At 68.9% G+C, this 24,915-nt stretch carries 23 protein-coding genes and 1 pseudogene; 15 read left to right on the top strand and 9 right to left on the bottom strand.

Features of this window, described 5'->3' with window-relative positions; all coding sequences use genetic code 11:
• Positions 1-19: 19 nt before the first annotated feature.
• From ACN20J_RS49795 to ACN20J_RS49750, 10 genes are all read left to right on the top strand, one after another.
• Positions 20-2,902, top strand: coding sequence for a D-alanyl-D-alanine carboxypeptidase family protein (locus tag ACN20J_RS49795; protein ID WP_419668768.1), 2,883 nt, complete (start codon positions 20-22; stop codon positions 2,900-2,902).
• Between the two features lie 148 nt (positions 2,903-3,050).
• Complete coding sequence (locus tag ACN20J_RS49790) at positions 3,051-3,290, top strand: hypothetical protein (protein WP_419668767.1); 240 nt, start codon at positions 3,051-3,053, stop codon at positions 3,288-3,290.
• Positions 3,291-3,363: 73 nt separating this feature from the next.
• On the top strand, positions 3,364-3,780 hold the full coding sequence (locus ACN20J_RS49785; RefSeq protein WP_419668766.1) for a hypothetical protein: 417 nt from the start codon (positions 3,364-3,366) through the stop codon (positions 3,778-3,780).
• 107 nt (positions 3,781-3,887) lie between these two features.
• Positions 3,888-6,266 (top strand): hypothetical protein, encoded by a 2,379-nt coding sequence (locus ACN20J_RS49780; protein ID WP_419668765.1) that lies wholly within the window; start codon positions 3,888-3,890, stop codon positions 6,264-6,266.
• A 207-nt stretch (positions 6,267-6,473) separates the two neighbouring features.
• Positions 6,474-7,775, top strand: a complete 1,302-nt coding sequence (locus tag ACN20J_RS49775) for a hypothetical protein (protein WP_419668764.1) — start codon at positions 6,474-6,476, stop codon at positions 7,773-7,775.
• A complete protein-coding gene (locus tag ACN20J_RS49770) occupies positions 7,772-8,338 on the top strand; it encodes a hypothetical protein (RefSeq protein ID WP_190232354.1) in 567 nt (188 codons plus the stop codon). Before ACN20J_RS49775 ends, ACN20J_RS49770 begins: the two co-directional genes overlap by 4 nt.
• A gap of 3 nt (positions 8,339-8,341) precedes the next feature.
• Positions 8,342-8,977 (top strand): hypothetical protein, encoded by a 636-nt coding sequence (locus tag ACN20J_RS49765; protein WP_190232353.1) that lies wholly within the window; start codon positions 8,342-8,344, stop codon positions 8,975-8,977.
• A complete protein-coding gene (locus ACN20J_RS49760) occupies positions 8,971-12,069 on the top strand; it encodes a hypothetical protein (RefSeq protein ID WP_419668762.1) in 3,099 nt (1,032 codons plus the stop codon). The genes ACN20J_RS49765 and ACN20J_RS49760 overlap by 7 nt, the downstream gene beginning before the upstream one ends.
• Positions 12,062-13,534, top strand: a complete 1,473-nt coding sequence (locus tag ACN20J_RS49755; protein WP_419668761.1) for a Wadjet anti-phage system protein JetD domain-containing protein — start codon at positions 12,062-12,064, stop codon at positions 13,532-13,534. The genes ACN20J_RS49760 and ACN20J_RS49755 overlap by 8 nt, the downstream gene beginning before the upstream one ends.
• Positions 13,535-13,558: 24 nt before the next feature.
• The gene (locus ACN20J_RS49750) at positions 13,559-14,116 is read left to right on the top strand and encodes a hypothetical protein (RefSeq protein ID WP_190232350.1); all 558 of its coding nucleotides are present in this window, start codon (positions 13,559-13,561) and stop codon (positions 14,114-14,116) included.
• Between the two features lie 465 nt (positions 14,117-14,581).
• Here the strand turns inward: ACN20J_RS49750 and ACN20J_RS49745 are convergent, their stop codons facing one another.
• Both ACN20J_RS49745 and ACN20J_RS49740 read right to left on the bottom strand, forming a co-directional pair.
• Entirely contained in the window at positions 14,582-16,234 is a 1,653-nt protein-coding gene (locus ACN20J_RS49745) for an IS1182 family transposase (protein ID WP_419665378.1), read from the bottom strand.
• 437 nt (positions 16,235-16,671) lie between these two features.
• Positions 16,672-17,052 (bottom strand): helix-turn-helix domain-containing protein, encoded by a 381-nt coding sequence (locus tag ACN20J_RS49740; RefSeq protein WP_190232349.1) that lies wholly within the window; start codon positions 17,050-17,052, stop codon positions 16,672-16,674.
• Between the two features lie 522 nt (positions 17,053-17,574).
• On the opposite strand from ACN20J_RS49740, the gene ACN20J_RS49735 reads away from it, so the two are divergent.
• The 3 genes from ACN20J_RS49735 (at position 17,575) to ACN20J_RS49725 (ending at position 19,420) form a co-directional block, all read left to right on the top strand.
• Complete coding sequence (locus tag ACN20J_RS49735; protein WP_419668760.1) at positions 17,575-17,757, top strand: hypothetical protein; 183 nt, start codon at positions 17,575-17,577, stop codon at positions 17,755-17,757.
• Positions 17,758-17,811: 54 nt separating this feature from the next.
• Positions 17,812-18,918 (top strand): hypothetical protein, encoded by a 1,107-nt coding sequence (locus ACN20J_RS49730; RefSeq protein WP_419668759.1) that lies wholly within the window; start codon positions 17,812-17,814, stop codon positions 18,916-18,918.
• Positions 18,919-19,018: 100 nt separating this feature from the next.
• Positions 19,019-19,420, top strand: a complete 402-nt coding sequence (locus tag ACN20J_RS49725; protein ID WP_225890818.1) for a hypothetical protein — start codon at positions 19,019-19,021, stop codon at positions 19,418-19,420.
• A 154-nt stretch (positions 19,421-19,574) separates the two neighbouring features.
• Here ACN20J_RS49725 and ACN20J_RS49720 read toward each other — a convergent pair whose 3' ends face one another.
• Entirely contained in the window at positions 19,575-19,982 is a 408-nt protein-coding gene (locus ACN20J_RS49720) for a hypothetical protein (protein WP_190232413.1), read from the bottom strand.
• Between ACN20J_RS49720 and ACN20J_RS49715 the strand changes: the two genes are divergently transcribed.
• On the top strand, positions 19,959-20,144 hold the full coding sequence (locus tag ACN20J_RS49715; RefSeq protein WP_189845684.1) for an ANTAR domain-containing protein: 186 nt from the start codon (positions 19,959-19,961) through the stop codon (positions 20,142-20,144). The two genes, ACN20J_RS49720 and ACN20J_RS49715, sit on opposite strands and share 24 nt — an antisense overlap.
• A gap of 42 nt (positions 20,145-20,186) precedes the next feature.
• On the opposite strand, the gene ACN20J_RS49710 is transcribed toward ACN20J_RS49715, so the two are convergent.
• The 5 genes from ACN20J_RS49710 to ACN20J_RS49690 all read right to left on the bottom strand — a co-directional run bounded on the left by ACN20J_RS49710 (position 20,187) and on the right by ACN20J_RS49690 (position 23,677).
• Positions 20,187-20,675, bottom strand: coding sequence for a DUF6292 family protein (locus ACN20J_RS49710; RefSeq protein WP_189845657.1), 489 nt, complete (start codon positions 20,673-20,675; stop codon positions 20,187-20,189).
• Between the two features lie 90 nt (positions 20,676-20,765).
• Entirely contained in the window at positions 20,766-21,104 is a 339-nt protein-coding gene (locus ACN20J_RS49705) for a MerR family transcriptional regulator (protein ID WP_419668758.1), read from the bottom strand.
• Between the two features lie 1,142 nt (positions 21,105-22,246).
• Entirely contained in the window at positions 22,247-22,690 is a 444-nt protein-coding gene (locus ACN20J_RS49700) for a DUF2267 domain-containing protein (protein ID WP_189845659.1), read from the bottom strand.
• A gap of 58 nt (positions 22,691-22,748) precedes the next feature.
• Positions 22,749-23,144, bottom strand: coding sequence for a DUF2267 domain-containing protein (locus tag ACN20J_RS49695; RefSeq protein ID WP_055617438.1), 396 nt, complete (start codon positions 23,142-23,144; stop codon positions 22,749-22,751).
• A 101-nt stretch (positions 23,145-23,245) separates the two neighbouring features.
• Positions 23,246-23,677: an Hsp20/alpha crystallin family protein gene (locus ACN20J_RS49690; protein ID WP_055617435.1), complete on the bottom strand. Its 432-nt coding sequence runs from the start codon at positions 23,675-23,677 to the stop codon at positions 23,246-23,248.
• Positions 23,678-23,805: 128 nt separating this feature from the next.
• Between ACN20J_RS49690 and ACN20J_RS49685 the strand changes: the two genes are divergently transcribed.
• The gene (locus ACN20J_RS49685; RefSeq protein ID WP_189845661.1) at positions 23,806-24,438 is read left to right on the top strand and encodes a type III effector protein; all 633 of its coding nucleotides are present in this window, start codon (positions 23,806-23,808) and stop codon (positions 24,436-24,438) included.
• On the opposite strand, the pseudogene ACN20J_RS49680 reads toward ACN20J_RS49685, so the two are convergent.
• Positions 24,432-24,897: pseudogene (locus ACN20J_RS49680) on the bottom strand (transcriptional regulator); the annotation flags it as partial. The gene ACN20J_RS49685 and the pseudogene ACN20J_RS49680 overlap by 7 nt on opposite strands.
• Positions 24,898-24,915 lie beyond the last annotated feature (18 nt).

The raw sequence follows: 24,915 nt of genomic DNA, 5'->3' as shown, positions 1-24,915 counted from the left end.
GCCCGGCGAGGAGGATGAGATGTCCGGCCCCCCGGACCGTCCGGCGGACACTCCGTTCGCCGACGAGGCCGCGCTCGACCTGCCTCGTGCCGGGATCAGCGGATCCGGCCACCCGTCAAACGGCCATCGTCGCCATGCCTTTGAGGAACCGTGGGGAGCGTTCGAGGAACAGGGATCCCTCGATCCCCTCGTTGCGACCGAGGGTGAGGAGGGGACAGAAGAAGAGATTCCGTGGACCGACAGCGCGGCACAGACCGCCTTCCGCGAGAAGGTGCTCGATGCGCATCTGGCGCGCTCCCGCCGCCGCAAGGGCGCCCCCGGCCGCGACCTCACCGACGCGGAGCTCGCCCCGGTCGCCGGCACCGGGATCCGGATGCGCAAGGATGCCGCGGAGCAGGCTAGCCGGCTGATCGCGGCTGCCAACGAAGCGTTGGCCCAGGCGGCGAGCGAGGGGAATCCCGATGCCCTGAAAACCCGCCTCATCAACGCGAACAGCGGCTACCGGGGAAGCAGGCACCAGGCGAGGGTCTGGCGCCGTGTCTTCCCGGGCTACTACGCACGCACCACCCGGCAACGGGAAGCCCTCGCGGCCGGTCCGCACAGTGACCAAGCCGTCGCCTACATGATCCACGAGTTCCGCCTGCCCAACTGGGTCGCCGCCCCCGGCTACAGCAAACACCAGGCCGGGATCGCCATCGATTTCGCACAGGACCGCAAAGGTGCCCCGATCCACAACTCCAGCACCTCCGCAGCTCTGAAGGCGTGGCGGCGCACCTGGTTCCACGACTGGCTCACCCGGCACGCCGCCGAATTCGGCTTTCGGCCCTACGAGAAGGAACCGTGGCACTGGGAGTACCGCCCGGTGGACAGAGAGGCCGAACAGACGCCCGAGGAACCCAGCGCCGCGGTGGACGGCGAGGAGACCTGGGGCAACGCCGTGGAGGGAGAGAACGAGGAGCAACCGGAAAGTGAGGAGCCGGAAGCAGAGGCGGAGCACGAGGAGTCAGAGGGCGACGAGGAGTTCGAAGAAGAATTCGCCGCCCGGCCCGCCGAAGAGGCCTACGCGCAGTCCGTCGACGAGAGGGAGGACGACGGAGTGTACGAAGTCCTCTCCGCGGCCTTCGAGGCGGTGGACCTCGCTCACGGCGACCCTGGCGACGGGGCCGAGTCCGCCGCGGTCGAACGGGGGGAGGCCCGCGAGTTCCTTGGCTCCTTCTACGGCCGGCAGACGGAGTTCGCGCAGGAGGCACCCGCCACGGTGGCTTTCCCCAGCGGAGTGACCCTGCGCACCGTCAGCGGCCCGACCGGCCCCGAGCAGGAGCACCACGACCCGAACGCGACGGGGAATCCGCTGCTCGACACCGGCCCGGACACCCGGTCGGTGCGGCTGTCGGCCGACTTCACCGTCGACGAACTGGCCGGCAGCGGAGGCAAGCGGTTCCCCGTGGCACGCATCGACCCCAAACTCGTGCACTGTCTGCAGCGGCTCCGGGACAGCGTCGGGAGGCCGGTGCGGGTGACCTCGGGCTACCGGCCCTACCTGCACAACGTCGAGGTCTACCGGAAGCGCGACGAACAGCCGACGAAGAGCCGTCACTCCAGCGGCCAGGCAGCCGACGTCCGCATCGCGGGCATGACCGGGATGCAGATCGCGCAGGCGGCCCTGGACGTCTGCGGTGCGGCCATCGGTGTCGGCATCGGAGCGGACTACGCCCACCTGGATGTACGAGGGACATGGGCCCGCTGGACGTACTTCACCGACAAGGACGCCGACCGCCGCGCCCGGGACGAGATCGACGCCCATGGCCGACAGCGGCTGCGAAACTCACCGTCATCCGCCTCCGCACCGGCACTGGGTACAGGGCCGTCCTCGACGGCCGCCCCCGGCGGCCTTGCGGCCCGGATGCTGGAGGCCCTGGGTCGAGGACTGTGGTCCACGGCCGTCCAGTTGGCCGTCGGCAGCGGGATCACCGATGCCGATCAACTGACCAACATGCTGTTCTACCTGCGCCACCCGGAACTGCGCGGCCGCAAGATCGGGACCGACCAGCCCGAACTGGCCCGCGAGTGGATCCAGATCCGCGACCGACACGTGACCCCGGCACTGCGCGGCCCCGCCACCGGGGCGGCGCCCACTGTGGACGGATACAGCCTGCGGCCGTCTGGCAGGAAGCGAGGTGGGTACTCGGGCTACGGCGGTGGACGCCTCGATGCCACGGCGCGCCGCCTGGCCGCCGACGGACTGGTGACCGTCTCGGCCCCGGATCTCGACACGCTGCAGGCGATCGCGGACGTCGAGTCGCGCGGGCTCACCAGTGCGGTCAACACCTGGGACAACGCCGTGGTGAGCGCTGGCTTCAAGCAGTGGACACTGCGGCACGGATCGTTGCAAGACCTCATCAAGAAGGCTCCTGCGGCATTTGAGCGCCACGGCATCCGGCTGGGCCCGCAAGGCCGCACGTACCGCTTCGACCCGGCGGACCGCAAGGGTGTCGCAGCCATCGACGGGGTACCCAATCCCGCCATGCTGCGCAATGAGGACTGGTCGCGAAGGTTCCTCCTAGCGTCGCTGGAACCGGAGGCGGTCGCCGCGGCCATCCGCAAGGCCCTGCACGACATAGCCGGCGTAGAGGAACGAGTCCGTCAGCAGGCCGGCCAGACACCGCACCTCGACTCGCCGCGGGGCCGCGCCCTGCTGGCCGAACTCCACAACAACCGCCCCGCCTACCTCGCCCCGGTGCTCAAGCGGACCGTCGAGCGCGTGCGCGGCGCCCCCGGGATCGACGAGGACGCGGTTCTCGCCGTCCTGATCGAGGAGATCACCGAGGCCTACAGGACCAGACCGCCGGACAAGGACGCCCGCAAGGCCGCATGGACCGGCAAGATCGTCCGCCGTCGCTGAGGAGTCCCCGCAGAATGATCTTCGTGTGGCACGGTGGAGGGGAAGACGGGCTCGGTGCGCAGGAGTGAGGATCGGGCGGCCGAAGCCGTGCGCGGTCAGTGACGAGTTGGGGCGGTGATCGAGGCTGCTGCCCGACGAAGCCCACACCATGGTCCGCATCGTGCTCGAGGACATGGCCACCAGCCCGATCGGGCCCGACGAGCGGGAAACCTGGCAGCGTGTCCTGGCCTCCCTCGACGGTCTGCCGGTCGGATACCGCACGGAGTTGGGCCGTTTTCTGCTCGACGCCCTGGCCGTTACCGTCGCGGAGGCGGCCACCAAGGCGTGGCGGATGCGTACCTTCATCGCCGGCCCTGAAGCTGGCATCGGAGCGGCCACGCAGGGCTGAGAAGGTGTGGACGCGCGTCTGCCGTCCTTCGGTTAGGGTGCCGCAACAGATCAGGGACTGGCGGGGTGTTGTGATGGCGGGCTGGCATCGGGGCGTGTTGTGGGTGGTGACGGGAGTAGCCGGCCTGACCTGCGTGGGGCTGGCCTTGCTGTTGTGGCTGAAGGATCTCGGCACGGCGGGCACCGTGGCGGGCCTTGCTGCCGATACCGCCACGCTCGTCATGACCATCTTTGCCGTCCGTGGCTTGCTGCTGCAGTCCGCGCAACAGACCGCCCAGACGGTCACTGCGTCCGGCGCAGGTTCCGTTGCCGCCGGCGGCAGCATTGGCAGAGCCGTCACGGGCAACCGCAGCCAGCTGTCGGGCCCGGCACCCTCTCCTCTCCCAGGGCCGACAGCCCCGACCGGGCCGGTGGAGGCGTCCGGCCCGAAGTCGGTGTCGGCAGGCGGTTCCATCGGTGAGGCAGTCACCGGAGACGGCAACAGCACGTGAAAGCCTGGTGGAGCCGCTTCGGTTTCCGGCCGCGCAACGATGCATCTCTCGGCCCGCACCAGACTTCGGCCGTGCCGGGCACAGTGTCGGCATCGGGTGAAGGAGCCATGGCAATCGGCGGGTCTGCCGGTGTTGCCGTGTCCGGACACGGCAACACTGTGTTCGTGGGGCAGTTGTGGCCTGATGAGCGGGTAACGCTGGATGACCTGGCCGCCGCAGGCCGGGTGCGCATGGTGCAGCGCTGGCACGCGGCCGGTGTTCCCCTCGCGGTGGCAGACGAGTTCGCTGACAGCTCTCAGCTGGGAGCCCTGCCCGCAGCGGTAGTAGCCTCCTTGCCGGAGACCGGTGTTGTCGTTCTGGAGGGCGGCTTCGGAGCGGGTAAGTCGCTGGCCGCCGAGCGGCTGCACCAGCAGGACATCGCCGCCGTCCGCACCGACGCGCAGGCCCCCATTCCAGTTCACCTCGTCGCTCAGCACATTCCGGGCAACGTGATCGACGCGGCCACCCGCGCGGCACGCGCGCTCGGAGATCCTGCCGTACGCGGTGTTGCGCTGGTGGTGGACGGGCTGGATGAGCCCGGTCCGATCCGCGGCAAAGAGCTGCTGGACCAAGCCCTCAGCTGGGCCGCGTCTGCGACCGGTGGGCGCTGGCGCATCCTGGTCACTGCCCGTCCCGGCCTGGAGGTGGACGCCAAGTTGCGCAGGGTCATGCCAGAGCTGGCCGAAGAGGAAGCGGCGGCGTTGATGGACCGGCTCGGCGGAAGCGGTCTCGCGGTGCGCAGCCAATCGAGCATGGTGCGCAGCGTGCTGCGCCGACCTCTGTTCGCCATCATCGGGGCGCAGCTCCAGCGCGATCACGAGCGTCTGCCGAACAGTCCGGTGGCCTTCCTGGACGCTCTGGTCACCCGGGCGTTGCGCGATGTCGAAAGCGTCCAGGAAGAACGCGCCGAGCGGCTGTTGCAGCGGCTGGCCGCGGCTTGCGTCAGCACCGGAGGCCTGGCGGCGGCCGCTGACGTGGGCAGCCCCGGCGAGGTGCGGGCGCTGCTGGGCACCCGGCTGGTGGTGCGTCTCGGCGACCGGCATCTGGCCTTCGCTCTGCCCGTGCTCGAGCAGTACTTCGCCGGCCAGGCCCTGCTGGCCGGCGGGGTGCTGGCCGAGGTGGTGCCGAGCGTGGAGCTGCTGGACCGGTGGCGCTACGGGCTAGCCATGGCGATCGCCTCGGGCGGCTGGGAGTCGGTCGGCACGGTGCTGGATCCTTTGCTGCATGCCCAGCCGGGCGTCGCGGCCTGGGCTGTCCACGAGGCCATCCCGCGTAACGTGTCGGAGGGGGAAGGCCCGTGGCCGGATCTTCCTGCCAGCGTGGTCAGCCGGCGTCTGCAGACGACACTGGAGGCCTGGCAACGCACGCTCGGCGCGGCAGGCGACCGTATCTCCCTCTACACGGGGTGGACCGGTCCGGTGACGGTCGATGCCCGTCTGGAAGGCAACAGGCTGGGGCTGCACATCCTGCGCCGCGACGGCGACCACACTCCGGGACTCGCGATCCCGCTCGCCCATCGCTGGGCGGAACCACGTGGGATACGCCCCATGACGGCATCGTTCGGGCCGATCGCGGCGGACTATGCCGCCTGGCCCTGGCAGCAGACACTGGGCGTACTCGCCTCAGGCCTGCACACGCTGTGCGAGCGCAAGGACTTCGACCTGGCCGACTGCGACTCCTACACCAAGGAGCGCCTGTGGTTGGCGGGAGAGAGCCTGCGGGGACGTACCTCTCGTCGCTTCGCCCCAATCCGGGCGGACGAAGTGCACCAGACCCTGCGCCAACACCTCTACTCCAAGGGAAGCCTGCCGGTCCGGTCCAGCTACGGCCGGCAGTTCACCGCCTGGCAGGCGGAGTTGCTCCGGATCGACGAGGAACTCGCCAGCGGTCGATGGGCCGACGCCAACGGCATGCTTCACCACCCCTACGCCGTCCCCGACCAGACGCACGGCCCTCACGTGCACTGGGCCTGGGACACCTACAGCACACAACAGCTCAGGCTACGCACCGAGCAAGTCCTGACCGCCGCAGTAGAGATCTACACCGCACTCGTCGACACCTGGTTCCCCCACCTCAAGCAGGTCCTCGGCCTGGCCAGCGCCGCCCTCTTCGCACTCGGCGCCGACCTGTACTGCCCGCCCGGCGGCAACGACTCGTATGAACCGCCCCTTATGCGGCTCTCTCTCCGCCCCTCGCCGAGATGTTCGGTCACCGTCCGTCTCGTCCCGTCAGAAGACGACCTCTACGCTCCGGTGCCTCCTGTTCCACCCGGGAACGAGCCAGCGAGGTCTCCGTGGGCGCGCCCGAGTACGCCGGTGCTCAGCGAACCGGAAGTCTTCGGCGACGCGCCCGCCATCAACTACGCCTACACCTGGCTCCACGAAGACCTCCATCGCCTCCACCTCACCGATAGTGGGCCGCGAATTCTGCGCACGGGTCTCCCGTAGCGCCTGCCCGCGGGCTTGTACCCCGGGTCCGGGCCGAGGAACGGACTGTCTGCGGGTGTGTGCCCTCCGGTATCCAGACGGCCTGTTTGTGCTATCCGTCACTAAAGCGAGGGATGTTGACGATGTGCCAGCGCGCGGCGCCCGTGGCGGATAGGTTCGGCCCCTTGAAGGAGGGTGCGGGGGCGTCCGTTCTGGCCAGGGGGGACCTTGCCTTTAGAGGAGAGCAGCGTCGAGCAGGGTGATCTGTTCGCTGACTTAGCCGATGAGACGCGCCCTGGGCCCCTGGACTACGTGCTGCCGTTTATGGCTCCGGTAGCAGCGTCCGCCAACGCGGTGACGGAGGATCCGCTGTCGCTGCGGCTCGCCGAGGCCATCCATGACGTGTTCGGTGACCTTGCCCCCGAACTGGGACTGACCCGCTCGGAGCTTGCGACGGCGTGCGCTTCGGTGGCGTCGGGAGAAGCGTTCGATGCCCGGTTCAAGGTCTTCGTGGGGCTGCGGCTGCTGGAGCGGCCCCGCGGAAAGGCCTATGAAGGGCGCTACGTCTTCAATCCGACCAGCGGAGCGGCCCTGCTGGTCTTCGAGCGGCTGGCGCAGGCCGGCGGCGTCGAGGAGATCACGACGCTGCTGGACCGCACGCATGACAGCCTGCAACAGGGGCTGCTGGATGAGGGCCAGTTGGCGGCCAAGCTGTTGCGGGCGCGGCGTGATCTGTCCATCAACACCGGGCATCTGCTGCGGTTGGTGCGGTCCAAGCCCATCGAAGAGTTGGTGGGCGAGCGTCATCACCATCGCTCGAAGGCAGTCTTGCTGACCCACGCGCATCGGCTGGTCGAGGCGGTCAGCAGCCATTTTCCGCGGCTGAGGGCATCGGGAACGCGTCTGATCGATGAGGCGCTGCGGTATTCGGCTGCGGTGGATGAGTTCTCTGACCGGTTGCTGGAGCAGGCCAGGGCCCGGCGAGACTTCACCATGCTGCAACCCGAGCAGTATGTGTCCGCCGCGCTGAGCGCACCGGTAGATGCGCTTGCGGAGGTGTTCGCCGGCGCTGTCTTCGACCCGGCCAGTGTGGAGATTACCGCGGCGCAGGTGCTAGTGGCGGCTGAGGAGCGGCGGCCTCCGGTGCCTCGTCGGCGTCCGGCACGGCCCGCGGCGCTGCCGCCGGGCCCTGATCCGCTGGAGGTGGCCCGTCAGAAGGCACGGCAGCTGCGCCAACGGCGGGCGGCGTCCATGCAGTTGTGGTTGAGCGGCGGTCAGGAGGCGGACTTGACTGCGCCGTTGCGGGCGCTGCCGTGGCCTGCGGCGATCGCCGCGGTGGTGGACCTGCTGCAGGCGTCCGCAGATCCCACCACTCCGTATTTCGTTCAGGTCAGCGACGGCATCCTGGTGGAGCCGGCTGGCACGGTCACGTACGCCTCCCCGCTGTCGCTGTACCGCCTGCCTGAGGACGTCTCGGGTGCTGCAGATCCGGATCCGGATGCGTCCGCGGAGCAGGAGGAGCGGGCGTGAACGATGACGCCTATCGGCTGGCCCGGGCGCGCGCTGTGCGGGCCGTGTCGCTTGCCGCGGCGGCCGGTGAACTGCGGGAGTTGCAGCAGGCGGCGGCTGATGTGGAGCGGCGTCTGGTGGAGGTGGCGATGCCGGGCGGTGGCCGGGGCGTCATGGTGCGCTGGTTGCCTGATGTGGAGCCGGTCAGCGGTGTGGTGGCGGATCCAAAGACCCACCGGGAGGCTACGCCGTCGCAGTTGCTGACACTGGGGGCTGCGCTGCGCCTGTGCTGGCCTGATCCCGACCGCGCTGGCCCCTACCCGGGGCGCGCGGTGGCCGAGGAGGACGTGCTCGCGGCCTGCGCCCCGCCGGGCGACGGCCCCCTGCTCGAGGGCATCGCATCGATCGGGCAGACCTCTCCTTATCGCCGTGCGCTGCGGACCCTGCGTGCCTGCGGCTACCTGGCTGCCGATGTGGGGGACGGTCTAGTGCGCCTGGGACCGATGGTGGCCGCATGGAGTGAGCGGGACATCGACGAGCTGCGGCGCGGCTACAACTGTCTGCCTTGTGCGGAAATGGAGTAGGGCATGGAGCTGACGTTACTTCAGGCACTGCCGGAACAGCGCCGTGCAGAGGTGCGGGCCGCGGTATGCGCGGTGGAGACCGCACGTCTTCCTGTGCCTGCGGCCCACTTCCGAGCGCTGGCGGAGGTGCCGCTGCGCCGGGTGGTGGAGGAAGTACTGGCAGCCTCGGGGCGGGAGCTGCTCGCTGTGGGCGAGGGGTTCTTGTCCGGCTACGACGACGCGGTCCGAGAGCGGCTGGCCGCCGAAGGGATCGGAATCCTGCCGCGTGAGGACCGCGCCGTGCTGGCGCTGGTGATGCTGTTCAGTGTCGCCGTCCCCCGGGCTCGCGGCAGCGTTCTGCCGCAAACCTTGTGGACCCAGGGCGTACCGGTGAGCCGGGAGCGGCTGAAGGAGTCTGCGGTGTCCGACGGTGTGGTGGACGCCGCGCTGCGCCGCCTGGCCGCGGCCGACTTGGTGCGCCTCACGGCGGCGGGGATCGTGCTGGGCAGCCAGCTGCTGCGGCTGACCCCGGCGGCCCAGACAGCCCTGTTCGAGCAGTTGGTGCTGCTGGCTGAGCCGGCAGGGGCGCTCGCCGGGTCGATCTTGCGGCTGAGAGCACGCAACACATCCCAGGCCGACGGGAGCGAAGAGGCATGGTGAACGAGTATCTGCTTGAGGAAGAGCTGCCCCAGCTCGCCGAACATCGCGGCATCGTCGGCGACCGGCACCTCGTGGCGGTCCAGACCTTCGACATCGCCCGGCTGACCACCCACGCGGTCCCTGTGGTCCCCGAGACGTTCGTCGCCGTATCCGGGATGGGTCCCAAGGAAGACTCCAACGGTTCCGGCAAGACCTCGTTCCTCATCGCGGTCTCCCTGCTGCTGGCCGATCCGCAGTGGCGGTTCGAGTCCAACCACGGGTTGTACGCCAGCGGCATCCTGTTCAAGCCGGATGCGGCAGGGGTGGACCGGGCCCAGCAGATGCCGGCGGCCACCCACGGCTACGTGGTAGGTGTTTTCACCGGCGCTGGAAGCGATCCTGCCGCGGATGCGCTGACGGTGTGGGTGCGCCTCGCCGCGTCCGCCCCCTACGTCCAGGCCAACTGGACTGAGGGCATCCATGTGGCCGACGCCTCAACCGATGCCGAGCGTGCGGTGCAGGCGGACGACCGGTGGCAGGAGCTGGGCACCGCCCGCATCCTGTCGGTGCGCCGGATGGCCGAAGAGCTCTACGGCAACGCGCCGCGATGCCTGACCTACCTCGACACTCCGTTGCGGCCAGCAGTGCCCTCGCTGCTGAGCCAGCAGCTGACCGCGATGGAACCGCACGAGATCGGGGAGGCCCTGATCGCCCTGTCCGGCATGACCCATCTGCTGGAGCAGGAGGCGGCCCGCCGCGGCAAGGCTCTGGAACATGCCCGGGAGCTGGAGAAGGTTCAGGCCGATCACGCACAGACCATGGCGGAAGGCGAGGCCGTGCTGGAGGGTGTGCGGGCCCGGGCCCTGGCACGTGCCGCTCTCGAAGAGGGGCGCCGCGCATGGCAGCGCTTCGTGGCATCCTCCTGTCTCCAGTCCGTCCGGGCTGACCAGAAGCTGGGGGCGGAGCTGGACGACAAGAACGAACAGGTGCGCCAGGCGCAGGATCTGGTCGAGCGGGCCCGCAGCCGCTTCGACGAGCTGCGGGCGGCCGCCGATCTGGCCGGCCTCGCCGGCACAGCCCGCCAGGCGTGGTCGGACGCCAAACAGATCACCGAGGAGGCCAGTGCGGTACGGACCTCGGCGGCTACCAGGCAAGGCGTGGTGCGCCACGAGATGGCCGGTCTGAGGCCGCAGGCCTCCGTGTGGCGGGGGGCGAGCGCCGCCGACGCGCGTGCCGGCCTGGAGGAGGCCCGTGGCGGGCTGTACGGCGCACAGCGGCAGGCGGAGGATGCACACCGCGCCGTCGGAGAGGCCCGTGAGCTGATGACGGCGGTGGAGCAAGGGCGCAGCGGGGCAGCTGGCCAGGCGCTTGAGATTCTCGCCGCAGAACGCATCACCGCTCTCGGGTTGATGGACCAGCTGCAGCTGGAAGAGTCGGCCCGTGCGGCGTGGGAGCCGCGTCTGTGGGCCTGGCGCGATGCCGTGGTGGTGCCGCACGAGCGGGCCGAACGCGCGCGGGAGACGCTGCGCAGCCTGCCCGGTGCACAGGTCATCGCCGCGGATGCTGACGACGCGGTGGGGGTGTGGCCCCAGGGAGTGCGCAGCCGGATGCCGCTCACCGGGTTCCTGAATACGCTCCAGGAGCGCATGAGCACGGTCGACGAGCCGCTGGCCGTGTGCGATCCCAGCCTGTCCCTGACCGTCCTGGGAGGATTCGACGCCCCGGTCGCAGGTCGGGCTGCCCGGCTCGTCCAGGTCAGGGCGCACCTGGAGCAGTGCAGGAGCAAGGCGGGTACGGCGGACGCGGGCGTGGAGACCGCCGAGGCGCAGCTGGAGATCGCTCAGATCGAGTACGACGCTGCTGTGGCAGCAGAGCGGTTGGCCGCCCTGCAGGTGCAGGACGCTGAACTGACCGCCGCGGTGGCGGCTGCGGACGTGGATGTCACCGCCGTCCGTGGCACTGAGGAGAAACTGCAAGAGGCGTGGGAACGGGCCCAGGCCGCCCTGTCAGCCCACCAGGAGAGAGTATTGGCCGCGCAGCTGACTCTGGATACGGCCGTCAAGGCTCACAAGGAGCGGCTCAGGGAGAACGGCGCGCTGGAGAAGACCCGGGCCGAGATCGCCTGTCCGGCGTGGCTGCAGTTGTGGGGGGCCTCAGTCGAGGAGGCTGCTGAGCTGCTGGGGATGGGTGACATCGGCACGCCGGTACCCCGGCCCGGCCGGCTGCGGCGCGAGGTCGAGGACCAACTGCGCATCGCCTACGGACACTACGGTCTGCCGGACGGTGCGCTGGCTGCCGCGGAGGGCGACTTGCGTCTCGCAGGGCAGGCGCGGGCCCGTTTCGCCGAAGAGGACCCGTCGGCGCTGCCAGGAACCAGCTTTGACAACATGGCCTTGCCTTTGCAGATCCGGCTGGACGGATACGCCGAACGGGATACCGTCGTGGCCGCCCAGATCGCCGCCGACCGTGCCCTGGGCGAGCAGGCCCTGGCCGAGCTCACCGAGGGGGCGGAGAACAGTGCCCGCACCCTTGAGACGCTGCAGGACATGATCGAGCAGCATATCGACGGGCTGCTCACCCAGATCAACAACGCCTTCGGCGCCCTGGACCGCCAGCGCGGCGGCGATGGGGCCCGCTTGGAGAAGGCGAGCGTGCGGCCCGAGGGCGCCATGCCCTGGCGCTGGGAGGTCACCCCCCACTGGAAACGCTCAGCTCGCGGCGGCTACGTGCATTACCGGGAGAACGCAAACGGCGCCCAGGTGAAGGTGTATGCCATCCAGCTGGTCCTGGCTGCCCTCCTCGCCGACGCCGAGACCCGCGGCCGCGTCCTGATCCTGGACGAGCTCGGCAACAGCCTGGGCGAGGTCAACCGCAAGGACATGCTCGCCGCCCTGCGCGACGTGGCCCGCCGACAGCAACTGACCATTCTGGGCACCTGCCAGGACAGCGTTCTGGTGGATGCCGCGGACGTCTGCGACGAGCTGCTGTGGTTCACCCACGCCGCATCCTCCGACGCCTACAACCAGCCCACCCGCGCCTGGGGATACGACCCGAACGCCCAGCGCGTGGAACTGACCGCCGACTGGATCACCGCAGGACGCTCCCATGCCTGACACCCCCGCGGCCCTCCCCCGTCCTCCGTTGCTGATCGGCGAAGCCTACGGCCGACGAGAGGTGCCGCTCACCGGCCTTCCGGCCGGGGTTGTCGCGGTCACCGTGCCCCGCACCAGCAAGGACGGCGACGAGGTACTCCTGCGCGTGCCCCTCGACCGCAAACGACGTGTCAAACCCACCATCGTTGACCTCATCGCCTCCGACCCTGTCCAGGCCTACGACCCACCGCCCGGCATGTCGAGCGGCGAATTGATCAAGGTCCTGTCGACCCGGACCTACAAGCGGTGGGCGACCATCGAGGCCGAGTTCGGTCCGCAGGAGGCATGGCGCACCGCAGTGTCCCTGATCCGGAGCGGGGCTGTCGTCCTGCGCTGCAAGGTCGTGCAGACCACCGGATTCGTCCCCGACTCCTGGCGACTGACACAGTCCTGGGCCCACCTGCGTGAGGACAAGCTCACGCAATTACGGGGGCACCCGGACCCGCTGCAGTTGCATGCCGAGCTGCTGCACGCCATGACAGGAGTCCCCCAACTCACCAATGAAAACGCCCTGTTGGCCGCCACTCCCCCGGGCCGTACCGTCAAAGTCCCGGCAGGCAGCGCCACCGGCACCGAGGACTGGCGGGTGTACGAGGTGGCAGTCAGATCCGCCGCGGTGTGGTGGTCCGCCCAGCCCAGAACTCGGCAACTGACTGCCAAATCCCTGGTCGGCAAGAGCATGCGTGACACCAAGGTCCCCTGGACCCCGCCACGTCGACAGGCGTTCGCCAACCTCGTCGGTATGCCCTTCGACCAAGCCGTGGAAGAGAGCGAGACCGAGCTGCGGATGCGCGGCCCACTGCGCTGGCGGGTCGACACCGTCATCGCCGACGCCGCAGCATGCCACCCCTGGCTGGGCCTGCCCGCCCGCGGCTTGCTCAGTCTCGGCCTGATCGACTGCTCAGCTGTGGGTGTGCTCCTCATCGAGAACGAGGACACCTTCACTGAGGTGTGCAAGCATCCGAAGATCGCCGACCGGTGGCTGTGCATGTGGGGTGCCGGCTACGCCACGCACGGGCTGGCCGCGTTCCTCAAGGCCATGGCACCGCTGCCGGTGGCCGCCTGGCAGGACTTGGACGCCCACGGCATCCAGATCATCGCCAACCTCACCGAACGCATCGGCCGCACCATCACCCCTGTCGGTATGGACGTCAGCCTGTACAAGGACGGTACGAAGTACCGCCAGAAACCTGGAAAGCAGGAGGAGAACCTCAAGCTCGCCCACCGGCTCGCCGTCAGCGGTCCGCCCTCCTTGCGCGACCTGGCCGCCGAGATCGCCCGCAACGGCGGCGACGGCTGCGAGCATGAAACCCTCTACGACGAAGTCCTGCCGACCCTGGCCGACATACTGAACCACCACCTCACCGACGGCTCCACCGCGACCAGGCTGGCTGAGGAAGCACCCGGACGCGCAGACACCGCGTGATCGCCGCCTCTACAGTCCCCTGCCATGAGCTTGGAATCGATCAACTGGGGTGACGCGCCCACCTGGGCCGGCGCCATATTCGCTGCAGCCGCGGCGGCCTTCACCTTCATCACACTGCGCAGCCAGCGCCAACAGCTGGACGAGCAGCGCGTTTTCATCGGCGAGCAGCTGGTGAATCTGCAGGCGGAGCGTGATGCGCTCGTAGTTGCGGCACAAGACCGGCGCTCCGCTCAGGCCCGCCAGGTCACGCTGCGCACCCGGCTGGTGATCGGCCCCGACGGGCCGGACGCAGCCGACGGCTGCTATCTCCAGGCCGTCGTGAGCAACGGCAGCGACCGCCCCATCACCGATGTCGACGTCGAGTTCGGTGATCTCACTGCGGATCAGGTTCAGGCGACCCGTGTACCGGATCACCGAATCGTCGATGCACCGTGTGGCATCGGCCCGCGGCAGGCCTACCAGTTCGCCTCCAAGGACTCCTCGATGGACCGCGTCGAGGAGATCGCCGTCACCACCGTCTTCACCGACGCGTCCGGCGTGACTTGGCGGCTGACCGACGACAACTTCCTGTCGGAAATTTGACTGCCAACCCGCCGCATCAGCACGGCATGGTTTGTCGCTCTAGCTCGACGTGTGTGGTGTGTTCGCCCCCCATGGCGTCAGGCCACAGCCGATTCGAACGTGAAGTTGCAGAGAGCGGAACGTTGAGGCATACGGGTGTCGGTGCGTTCGGCAACGCAGCACCACCGGGCTTGCGGGAGGGCGTGGACATGTTCCGTTCTGCGATGGGGCATTGGTCGAACAGCCTCTCCTGAAGACGCTGCCGGATGGGCCGTTGGCACCGGCGGCAGCTCGTCTGTCGAGGCGGCAAGGTGGAGTACTTCGTGGCGGTACAGCGAGCGCCGGTTTGCTGCACCTGTCTCGCACCGGACACCCGTAGGTCCACGGTCGCCCGGAAGATGTCGTGTGGTCTGGCCACGCTACGCCATGGCCAGACCCGTGGGACACCGTAGACTGGGACGCCGTTGGCTAATTCGGCCCGCCGGTCTATCCGGCGGGTCGAAGTGCCGTCAGGTGGGAGGTCCGGGTTCGGGCTCGGGGTCTGTGCGTGAGCCAGGCATCGATGCGGGCGAGGTTGATCGCTGCTCCGGTGAGTTGGTGCTGGAGGCTTGTCTTGCCCAGCCCGCGGTAGCGGGATCTGCGCAGGCCGAAGGCAAGGACGCCTTGGGAGATGGTGCCCTCGACGCCGGCGCGGGTCTTGTATCGCTGCTTCCATTCGGGAGTCTGCTGGGTGGCTCGGGCTGCTCTGATCGCGTCGTGCTCGTCCTGGTGACGGAATTCAAGCTCGCGGCGTTTGGCTGTGGGAGAGCTGATGCAGGCACTGCGGACTGGACACGGCTGGCAGTCGTTCCTGGAGAACCAGATGCGGATGCTCGGGTTGCCCTTGTGGATTCGGTTCTTCCACCCGCTCGTGGTGCTGCCGCCCGGGCAGGTCACGGTCTTGTTGTCCCAGTCGATGGAGAACGCGTCCAGGGAGTAGGAGCCGCTGTGCGAGTCGGCCTGGCTGCTGGTGTTGGAGGGCATCGGTCCAACCACCTCGACGCCCAGATCACGGCGGGTAGCCACCAGCGTGGGTCCGTCGACATAACCGGCGTCAAGGAAATGCTCGGTCGGCAGCCGCTCCCGTTCGGCGAGCTGGGCATGGATGACGGTGGTCATCGCGATGTCCGGGACGGTGGCGACGGTGGTGGCGACGTGGGTGAGCAGGTTCGGCGCCCCCGTCTCGCACGTCTCGGTCAGATGGACCTTGTAGCCGTCCCACATGGTGTCGCGCTTGACGCCGCAGCGCGCGTCCGGGTCATACGGTGTGACCAGCCGCTTCGCGCCTGGTGGACGGTCTTTTGGGCCACGCCTTTGCACCTCCCCGTCGACAAGCTGGAAGTGCTGAACCCAGACCTGCCGCAAGATTCCCACCGCAGGAAGTTCCCGCAGATGAGGTGGCGCCCCCGCCCCGTGCACGGCCTGAAGCAGGTGCATACCGTCACCCCCGATCCGCAGTCCGATTGCGTCCCGGCCGCTGCGGCTCTTGGGAAACCGGCTGTCCTCCAGCCTGGTGGCGTAGTGCTTGAACCAGTCGGGCAAGGCGATCACCTCCATCCAGTCCGGCGCCGCGTGGGCCACCGCGTTCAAGGCGGCACGCAGGGTCTCCCCGATCTGCTCCAGCCAGCACAACTCCCGTGCCGAGGAAAGCACGTGCGTGGAGTCGGTGCGAGCCTTCCCGCCGGTCTTCAGCAGCCCCCGCACACCGGCTGCCTTGAGCACCGCGTTGAGCAACTCCCGTCCTGCCTCGGCAGCGACCAGGCGGTCCCGGAACTCCGAGAGGACCGAGTAGTCGAATCCCGCATCGCCGAGCTCCAGCCCGAGGGCATATTTCCAATCAATGCGAGCCCGCACGGCCTCCGCGGCCTGCCGGTCCGACAGGCCCTCGACGAACTGCAGCACAAGCACCAGCGCCAGCCGGCCCGGCGACCATGCAGGCTTGCCCCGGGCCGGGAACAACCCGGAGAACGCCTCGTCCCGGAACAACACGCCCAACTCATCACGGACCCGGATCGCCAGACTGCCCTTCGGGAACGCCTTCCGCGCCACCCGGACCGTCTCGGCCGGCACCTCACCCGGCTCCTGAACATGCAACGACACGGACGCGCCCTCCCCAGACACAACGTCGGCCTACACGACCACAACCAGGTCGTGTAGGCCGACGTCACGCACAGGGCCCCAATTCGCCAACGGCGTCTAGACTGGGACAGCCCCACATCAGGGAGAACCACACTGCAGGTGCTGGACTGCTGGGGCGCCCTGGCCCGTTTTCCCCGATCCCAGACCCTTGAGACCCTGCACCCCGCGCCGAACAGCACCGGCCGGACCGCATTCGATCCCAACGACGGCAAGACCACCTGCTTCAGTGCCACCTGGTTCCCATCTCGACGGCCATCCGGGCTCATAGGCATTCTCACAACATCTGCGGCAGTCTCAATCGACTTGCAGGATCGCAGTTCAGGCGTGCTCCCCTCCCCCGAACCGCCCCTCAAGGCTGTCTCAGTACATCTGCGGGACCGCAGGTCACAGCCGTCCGGCTACCGCAACATCGATGAGACCTCACACTCCCGCCCGGTCAGCAAAGCCCGGCCCGCCCGACGGTCCCTGCGGATCACCCGGCTCAACGTCGCCATCGACGGAATGGGCACCTCACCGCCGGCAGCCACCAGCCGACGCCTCAGCTCCGAGACATTGCCCCCCGCCTCGCCCAGCAGCTCCCACACCTCGTCCGACACCGCATACCCCTGCCGGACCGGCGCCTCCACACGCCCGGTCGTCTTCGCCTGCTCCAGCCAGCGCCACACCGTGCGCTCCGAAACACCCACCGTCTCAGCGACCGCACGCACATGCCGTGTGGCCAACTCCCCCGCCTGCTGCCGCTCCAGCAGACGACGCACCACCAGCCCTCTGGACAGCACAGCCCCACGGCCGGCCCCTACCGCTCGATCCACCCCACGATCACACCGACCGAGCCCACCTCACCGCGTAAGAACTCTCGAACCTGAGACAGCATCAACTGACATGCGATAAAGCCCCACGACAGCGATCCCACCCATCAATCTCTCACCCCATGACAGCGACCCACCCACCCACAAACACCCACTGACCAGCCCCGCAACACCCCACCCCAGAACGTCACCGCCGACTCTCACCACCACCGACACCAACCCGAGAGATCGCAGTCCGGGGCGGGCATTTCCACCCTGACATCTGTCAGGTACCCGCCCGGCAACGCCCCCTGGTAGGCATGCAACATGTCAAACAGAGCCAGGGCTGGAACGGCCGGACCCCCTACCCACCCGGTGGCGGATCGAATCTCCCGCCGAGGACTTTCGGCGTACGCCGAAACCGATTGTCGCCGGAACGCGGCCCAGGTGAGTCTTCTCGGCAGGCCCGGCCCACCCGGCCGGACCACCACCGACAGAGGCGGGGAACTCACCATGCGCACCTCGCGTTCACTGCGGTTGCTCGGCGCGGCGGCTGGCGGCCTGTCGCCCATCGCACCGGACGCGGCCCACCCGGCCGCCGTAGGCCACGGCGCCGGCGACAATCCCGACGGGCGGATGGCCCGCGCTGCGCCGGTGTGCGGCGGCAACGTCCTCGACCGTACGAAGCGGTACTGAGCCATGTTCCGATGGAGCAGATGGCGTTCCGTAGCAGTGTTGTGTGTCGTGGTCATGGCCGTGATGACCGCCCTGCTCAGCCCTTCGGCCACCGCGGCAACGAACGCGGCGTCGTCCGCGCCACGTGACGCGGCCGGTGTCACCGTGCCGGCCGGTGTGACGGCGGGAGTCGCCGTCTTCGACCGGCAGACCGGCACCTTCACCGAGCAGCTGAACCCGAACATGCAGTTCCGGTCGGCCTCCGTGGTCAAACTGCTGATCGCGCTGGACTACCTCTGGAACCGCGGCCCGGACTACCAGATCCCGTCCGGTGACCAGGCCAAGTGGAACTCCATGCTGCGCAGCAGCGACGACGACGCGGCCAGCGAATTCTGGGTGCGCAACGGCGGGGGCTCGATCGTCACCCGGATGGCCCGTGAGCTGTCCCTCTCCAGCAACACGACCCCGCCGCCGGCCAACCAGGACGGCATGTGGGGCTACACAGCCTTGACGGCCGCGGACACGGTGAAGATCTACCGTTACCTGCTGGACACGGCGCCCGCCCGCGTCCGCGAACTGATCATGGGCAATCTGAAGCAGTCCACACGCTGCTCCGCCACCGATCACTTCGACCAGCACTTCGGTATCGCGGGCGCCTTCAACAAGCCGTGGGCCGTGAAACAGGGCTGGTCGGGTTTCGGCGGCATCGAGCAAGGTACGTGCCGCCCCGCCACGTCGGCCCTCAACGGCAAGGCAGCGTCCGTCGACCTGACGAAACCGGCGCTGCACACGACCGGGACGGTGGGTTCCGGTGACCGCTCCATCGTGGCCGTGTACACCCTGCACGACGTCGGCACCTCGTACGGCAAGGCGTACACCGACCTGGGCAGGCTGACCCGTTCGCTGAACGTTCCCGGTGGCGTACGACCGGCGGGCACGTGGTTCGGCACCTGGAGCTCCGGTGTCAACGTCCGCCCCGAGCCCAACACCACCCGCGACCCGCTCCTCCAGCTCCCCGCCGGGGTCGAGGTGCTGGTCGGCTGCCAGACGCGAGGGCAGACCGTCTCGGTCCCGCCCTACACCAACGAGTGGTGGGCCTACCTGCCTCAGTACGGGGGCTATGTCAGCAACATCTACATGAGCAGTCCGGACAACCAACTGCCCGGCGTCGCGCAGTGCTGAGCAGTGCATCACGGTGCTGCGAAGGGCCTGCGGGAAGAGCCGGGCAGGCACCCGGCACCTTTCGGTCGAACTCGAAAACCAGTGAGAAAAGGACAGGTGGATGACCAGGACCAGGAAGTATCTCTCCCTCTGGATGGCAGCCCTCGCCCTGACGGCGGGCGGTGTGATCGCCGCCCCTTCGGCCAGTGCAGCTGCCAGCGCCGAGTGCGGAGTTCGGGCGAGCGACGGCCGGCTGTGGTGCGGGAACGGAGCCCCCGCCATTCTGCGCTCGGGCGCCTACCACGAAGCGAACATAACGGGGCAGCTCTATTCCACCTTCAGCTGGTTCGACTGCTGGACCTATGGTGGACTGCACGGCGGCGGCAACACCACCTGGTACCACACCAAGGGTGACTGGACCGCTCCTGGCTACGACGGGTGGGGCTACGTCCCGGCGGACTGGGTCAACACACCGTCCTCGTTCGACGCCGATCCGAGCGCGCGCGGTCTGCGGCACTGCTGAGAGCAGCACTGCCGAGAGCGGCACTGCCGAGCTCGCCGGACCACTCCTTGATGTCGTCGGTCTCGTCCACGAGACCGGCGGCATCGTCGTCGTGGCGTCCCATGTCGGCGACCCATTCCCTCCCGTTAACGGTGCCTGACGGATCAGTTCCGGGTCACTCGGGGATGATCTGTCCCTGCGTACGCGCAGCCGGCGCACTGCCCGGGCCCGACCAGAACGGATGCCACCACAAGCGGGCCGACAGCATGAGCAGGCGGCGCCGGAGCTCCGCGGTCCCCGCCCGACCGGACTCGTCATCCGGCCGAGAAACGCCATACGTGCAGCGGGACTGCTCGTACTCCCCGGAGCATGACGAACTCCGGGGACGAAGAGCCGGGCATCGAGGAGCGGGCAGAGCCGGGCCAGCACCGGGCGCGATCAAAGAGTCCCGACCCGCCGCCAGTTCAGGGACGTACTTGTAGAGGTTCGTACGGGAGACGCCGAGCAGCTTCGCAATCGACGTGATCGTGTTCTCCGCATCGGTGAACAGGGCCCGCGCGTGCCGCACCTGTTCCGCGTTCATGGCCGGCGGCCGCCCGATCCGTGGGAGATCTTGGTGGCGGTCTCGCAGAACAGCAACACCAAACTGCGCGAGGTGGCCGAAGCGGTGGTTGCCACAACAACCCGGCAGGAACCGCTTCCCCGAAAGTTCCAGGAGCAGCTGGCCGCCGGGCGGCGGGAATGAATGCACGGCGCCTGTTCCACAGTTTGTGACCAGCACTTCCGGCTAACGGACCGACTGCCGGAACACCTCGATCGCGGTGCGCACCTCGCGGGCCTGGTCCCACTCCACGCCGTACTCGCCGGTCGGCGTACGCCAGGACCGCACCAGGCTCTCCGCCATCTCCGCCACCGCCTCCGGTGCCGCGAACACCCGGTGAAGCGGGGTGAGGGGGCGGCGTGGGAGCGTGCCGTCGCGGATGAGGCGGACCGTGGCGTATGACCAGCCGGTGTCCTCATCCCAGTGGAACTGGACGCCTCCCGGCCCGTTGGTGCGGCTGACGTCCCAGCTCAGGTCCATGGACATGGTGTCGCCGTGCGCGCGGTCGGCCCGATCGATACAGACCGCGCCCGGCGGGATCCCACGGCCGGTGAGCGCCTGGTCGACGGCCTGGAGGTAGGGCCAGTGCGGCAGCCCTCGAGCGCAGCCCGGCCAGCCGGGCGGATCGAGCAGCACCCCTCTCACCTCCGCCTGCGGGCCGGGAATCTGCGTCATGAGGCGCGCAGGAACGTGGCGGCCGGGCCGATCGCACCGGCCTCGAACATGATGCCGGTAGCCGCGACATTCTTGGGGCGGGGAGCCGGCTCAGGCCGCGGTCGTTGGTTTGGCCGATTCGGCGGCGCGGCGGTGTTCGGCGTTGATGCGCTGGGCTTCTTCGAGCTGGTCTTCGAGGATGACGATGCGGCAGGCGGCCTCGATCGGGGTGCCCTGGTCCACGAGTTCCCGGGCGCGGGCAGCGATGCGCAGCTGGTAGCGGGAGTAGCGGCGGTGTCCGCCCTCCGAGCGCAGCGGGGTGATCAGGCGGGCTTCGCCGACGGCGCGCAGGAAACCCTGGGTGGTGCCGAGCATTTCGGTGGCCCGGCCCATCGTGTAGCCGGGGTAGTCGTCGTCATCGAGCCGGCCGTACGAGTCGTCTGCCGTCATTTCACCTCTCTGTGGAACGCGTGGAGGGGCCTTGGTGCCGTACGGCACCAAGGCCCCGAAGGAACTGCTACACCATCTGCCGGCCCTGGTACTGCGCCGACCTTCTGTTTCCGCACGCCCACCCGGGAGAGGAGGGGCAATGCGGGGATCGCGGTTGCCTGACCGGAGACCACCTCACTATCGATGTCCTGCGGTACCCGGGCCCAGTCATTCCGCCCGGGCGATCCTGATGGCGCTCGGCTCCTCCGTTCTTCCCTCTTGATCAACTACTTGCCAAACGGGGGACTGCATACTCCTGTATTGCGTACTACTGGTGATACGAACTACTCAGCGGCCTGTGACAGCGCCACTCTTCGGCAGCCAGCCCCGTCGCCCGTCCTGCGTCTGCTCTGGCTTAGAACCCCACTGCCGAACCTCCCGGCACGCGCGCCCGCAGCCGACGCCTTCACCGAGGTGCTGCTCTCCTACTTCGCTGCTGGGTACTGCGAACTGCACTTGCGGGTACTGCACCTGCGTTAACCGCGGTCTTGCTCACGGCGGCCCCTGATCACTGCGGGCCACCCGGTCCGGTCGTCAGTCCCGTCGCCATCCTGCAACAACCCTGGCTTCAGCACTCCACCACCGCACCGTCCTGCGGTACTGCAACTACGTACTGCTGCCTGGCAGTTCATGTCTGCCAGGCCCTCCTCGATCTCGGCTACGAGAGAAACCATAACGACACCACCACCCAATGTCTACTCCGGCCAACACAGATTTCCGTGCGCTCGACAGAGAGATAATCGACCTCGAACAGCCACGGGGCCTTCGTAGGCAGCCAGGCATGGCCGGGCCGACCACAGGGTTGTCGCCCGCAACACCTTCGAGTACCACCGCGAGCAGAAGGCTGCCGTCGGCTCCGGCTAAACGGACCGACTGCCGGAACACCTCGATCGCGGTGCGCACCTCGCGGGCCTGGTCCCACTCCGCGCCGCGCTCACCGGTGGGCGTACGCATACCCGTGGCACCCGATTCACTCGACCGCACACGCCAGCACATCGGTATGGGCGGCCGAGAGGCGGCTGCGGTCATCTCGCGGGCCCGGGGCGGCGGGTGGACAGCGACGCGGCGGTCGTTGCACCTGCCCCGGGCACGCGCCTCGCCGTCTACGCGGCGGGGGTGAGTTCGGCGCGGCCGAACAGCAGGGCGTAGCCAGTGGGGAGCTGGCGCAGGATGCGGGTGACGAGGTCGGGGCCTGCGTAGGTAGCGAGGGCGGAGAAGACGGATCCGGTGTCCCAGCGAGTGGTAGCCAGGGAGGCGCCGGTCCGGGCGGCGAGGTCCTTGACGAAGGCCCAGCCGGTGAGGGGCTGGGTGTCAGGGATCTGCGCGGTGAGAACGCGGGCGGCCTCCAAGGGCAGACGGGCGGCGAGATCGACGCGTTCGTCGCCGGTCAGCTGGCGTCCCAGCCCCGCGAGGACCAGGCGGACGGCTTCGTCGGCCCGCTCGCGGGTGGGGTAGGCGCCTTCGTAGCGGACCTTCTCCAACATCTGCTCATACGCCGTTCCGTACGGCTGCTGGTGCTCAAGCGGTACGCGCGCGTCGGAGATCACTGCGGTGCATGCCTTTCGTGGAGTGGGATGGTGCCGGGGTGGGCATCACCCGTCATGGTCAGGTGGGCTGGGGGCGGCCGAAGAGGAGGTCGTAGCCGGCGGGAAGCTGGAGCAGGATCTGCTCCAGCAGGTCCACGTCGGCTGCGTCGGCGACGGTGGACAGCACAGCGCTGACGTCCCAGGCCGCGGTCTGCTCGGTGGCGCCCTCGATCCAGGCGGCAGCCGCCCGGACGAACTGCTCCGGGAGAAGCGGTTCCGCGCTCTGCAGCGGGTTGAGGAGGATCAGGGCGTAGCCCTCTGGCAGGCGCGCCGCGAGATGGGCGCGGACGTCGCCGACCAGATGCGCGCCGAGGAGCGCGAGCACCACGCGGGCCGCGCGCTCGGCTTCCTCCGCAGTTCCGTACTCGCCGCGTTCCTTCACGTGATCGAGGAACACTTCGCGCCGCAGAGTCATCTCGGCCGCCAACCTCTTACTCTTCGGAAGGCCCACGGAGTGCGGAGGGCGGAGTGGAGGGGGAGATCAGGTGCCCGTCCTCCGCACCCGTCCGGCCGGTGTCAGCCGGAGATCTCGTTGCGGCCGGAGCCGACGCCGATGGAGATCTTGCGGGGCTTGGCGCGCTCGGCGATCGGGATGCGCAGGGTGAGCACGCCCGCGTCGTAGTCGGCCTTGATGTTCTCGGTGTCGAGAGTGTCGGCGAGCACGATCTGGCGGGAGAAGACGCCCAGCGGTCGCTCCGACAGCTCCATCTGCACGTCATCGGCCTTCGCCGCCGGCCGGCGCTCGGCCTTGACGGTGAGCATGTTCCGCTCGACGTCGATGTCGAGCGCGTCGGCGCTGACGCCGGGAAGGTCGAAGGCCACCACGTACTCGTCGCCCTCGCGGTAGGCGTCCATCGGCATCGCCGACGGGCGGGACCAGGTGCCCGGGCCCATCAGCTGCTGTGCCAGCCGGTCCAGCTCACGGAAGGGATCAGTGCGCATCAACATCGTGAAAACACCTCCAGCAGGTTCAGGCAGTTGCTGCCAATGCGCCTCGCTGACTCCGTTGTAACATGTCATCCAATGGATGACAAACACGGTGTCGTCCATGTGATGACAAGTCGAGGGAGGTGCCCGTGACCACATCCAACCAACCGGCCACGACCAGCACGAACGCCCACAACCCGGCGTCGTTCCTCGCCGCCGCAGCGGCCCTCCACGCCATAGACGACGCCCTGCACAACGCCCAGCAAGACTCTCCGGACACCCCTGACGCTTCCGGTCCCCGGCCGGAGCAGGCACTGGCCTCCCTGATGCTGCTGCGCCAGGTACGCGAGCAGCTCGCCGGATGGGAGACCGGCCTGATCGAAACCGCACGCGACGCGGGCGCCAGCTGGGCCGACCTCGCCCATCCCCTCGGCGTCGCCAGCCGCCAGGCCGCCGAACGCCGCTATCTGCGCGGCCGCCCCGGCCCCGCCGGGACCACCGGCGAGCAACGCGTGACAGCCACCCGCCAGGCCCGGGCCGCCGACCGCACCACAACCACCTGGGCCCGTACCAACGCCGCCGACCTACGTCGCCTCGCCGGACAGATCACCGCCCTCACCGACCTCCCCGCCGCCGCGCGCCGCCCGCTCAACAAGCTCCACGCGGCCCTCGCCCACGACGACCCCGCCGACCTCATCGCCCCCCTGACCGCCACCCGCCCCCACCTGACCGCCGCTCACCCCGACCTCGCCGCCCGGCTCGACACCCTCACACCCCCCTGAACCCACCCGATGCGGTCCCAGCGGCGCACGTTCATCAAGCAGAACTCCACGGCGCGCTGGCGGGGCCGGTCGACCTAGGACTGGTCGATCGGGCGGATTGCCCCGTGGTGCCACGGCCCTCCCTGTTGAGGCGGGCGGCGAGGTAGCGGGCGATGGTCTCCCGCCGCACGGTGCGGTAGGCCTGCTCGATGCGGTCAAGGTTCTTCTTGGAGGGTGTGCGGGTGCCGACCTACCAAGAGCGCAGAGTGCGGTCGGTGACGGTCAGTCCGGCCTGGCAGGCCGCGTTGCAGGCGTGGTCGGTGCGGGTGAAGTAGCGCAGGCGCGCTTGCAGGCCTCGACGGGCGGTGACGGGGGTGGCGATGTGGCCGCCGCGAGGGCGTCCAGCTGCCGGGCGACGGCTTCGCGGCGCTTGAGCACGCGGGCGCCGTACTTGCCGAACTCGATGTTCCGCCCAGGCATCATCTCTTCCGAATCCAT

It is taken from the genome of Streptomyces sp. 2-1 (genome assembly GCF_048564895.1).
GTDB classification, from domain to species: domain Bacteria; phylum Actinomycetota; class Actinomycetes; order Streptomycetales; family Streptomycetaceae; genus Streptomyces; species Streptomyces phaeochromogenes.
The sequence above is the reverse complement of the archived record's forward strand: the minus strand, read 5'-3'. Positions and strand labels throughout refer to the sequence as shown.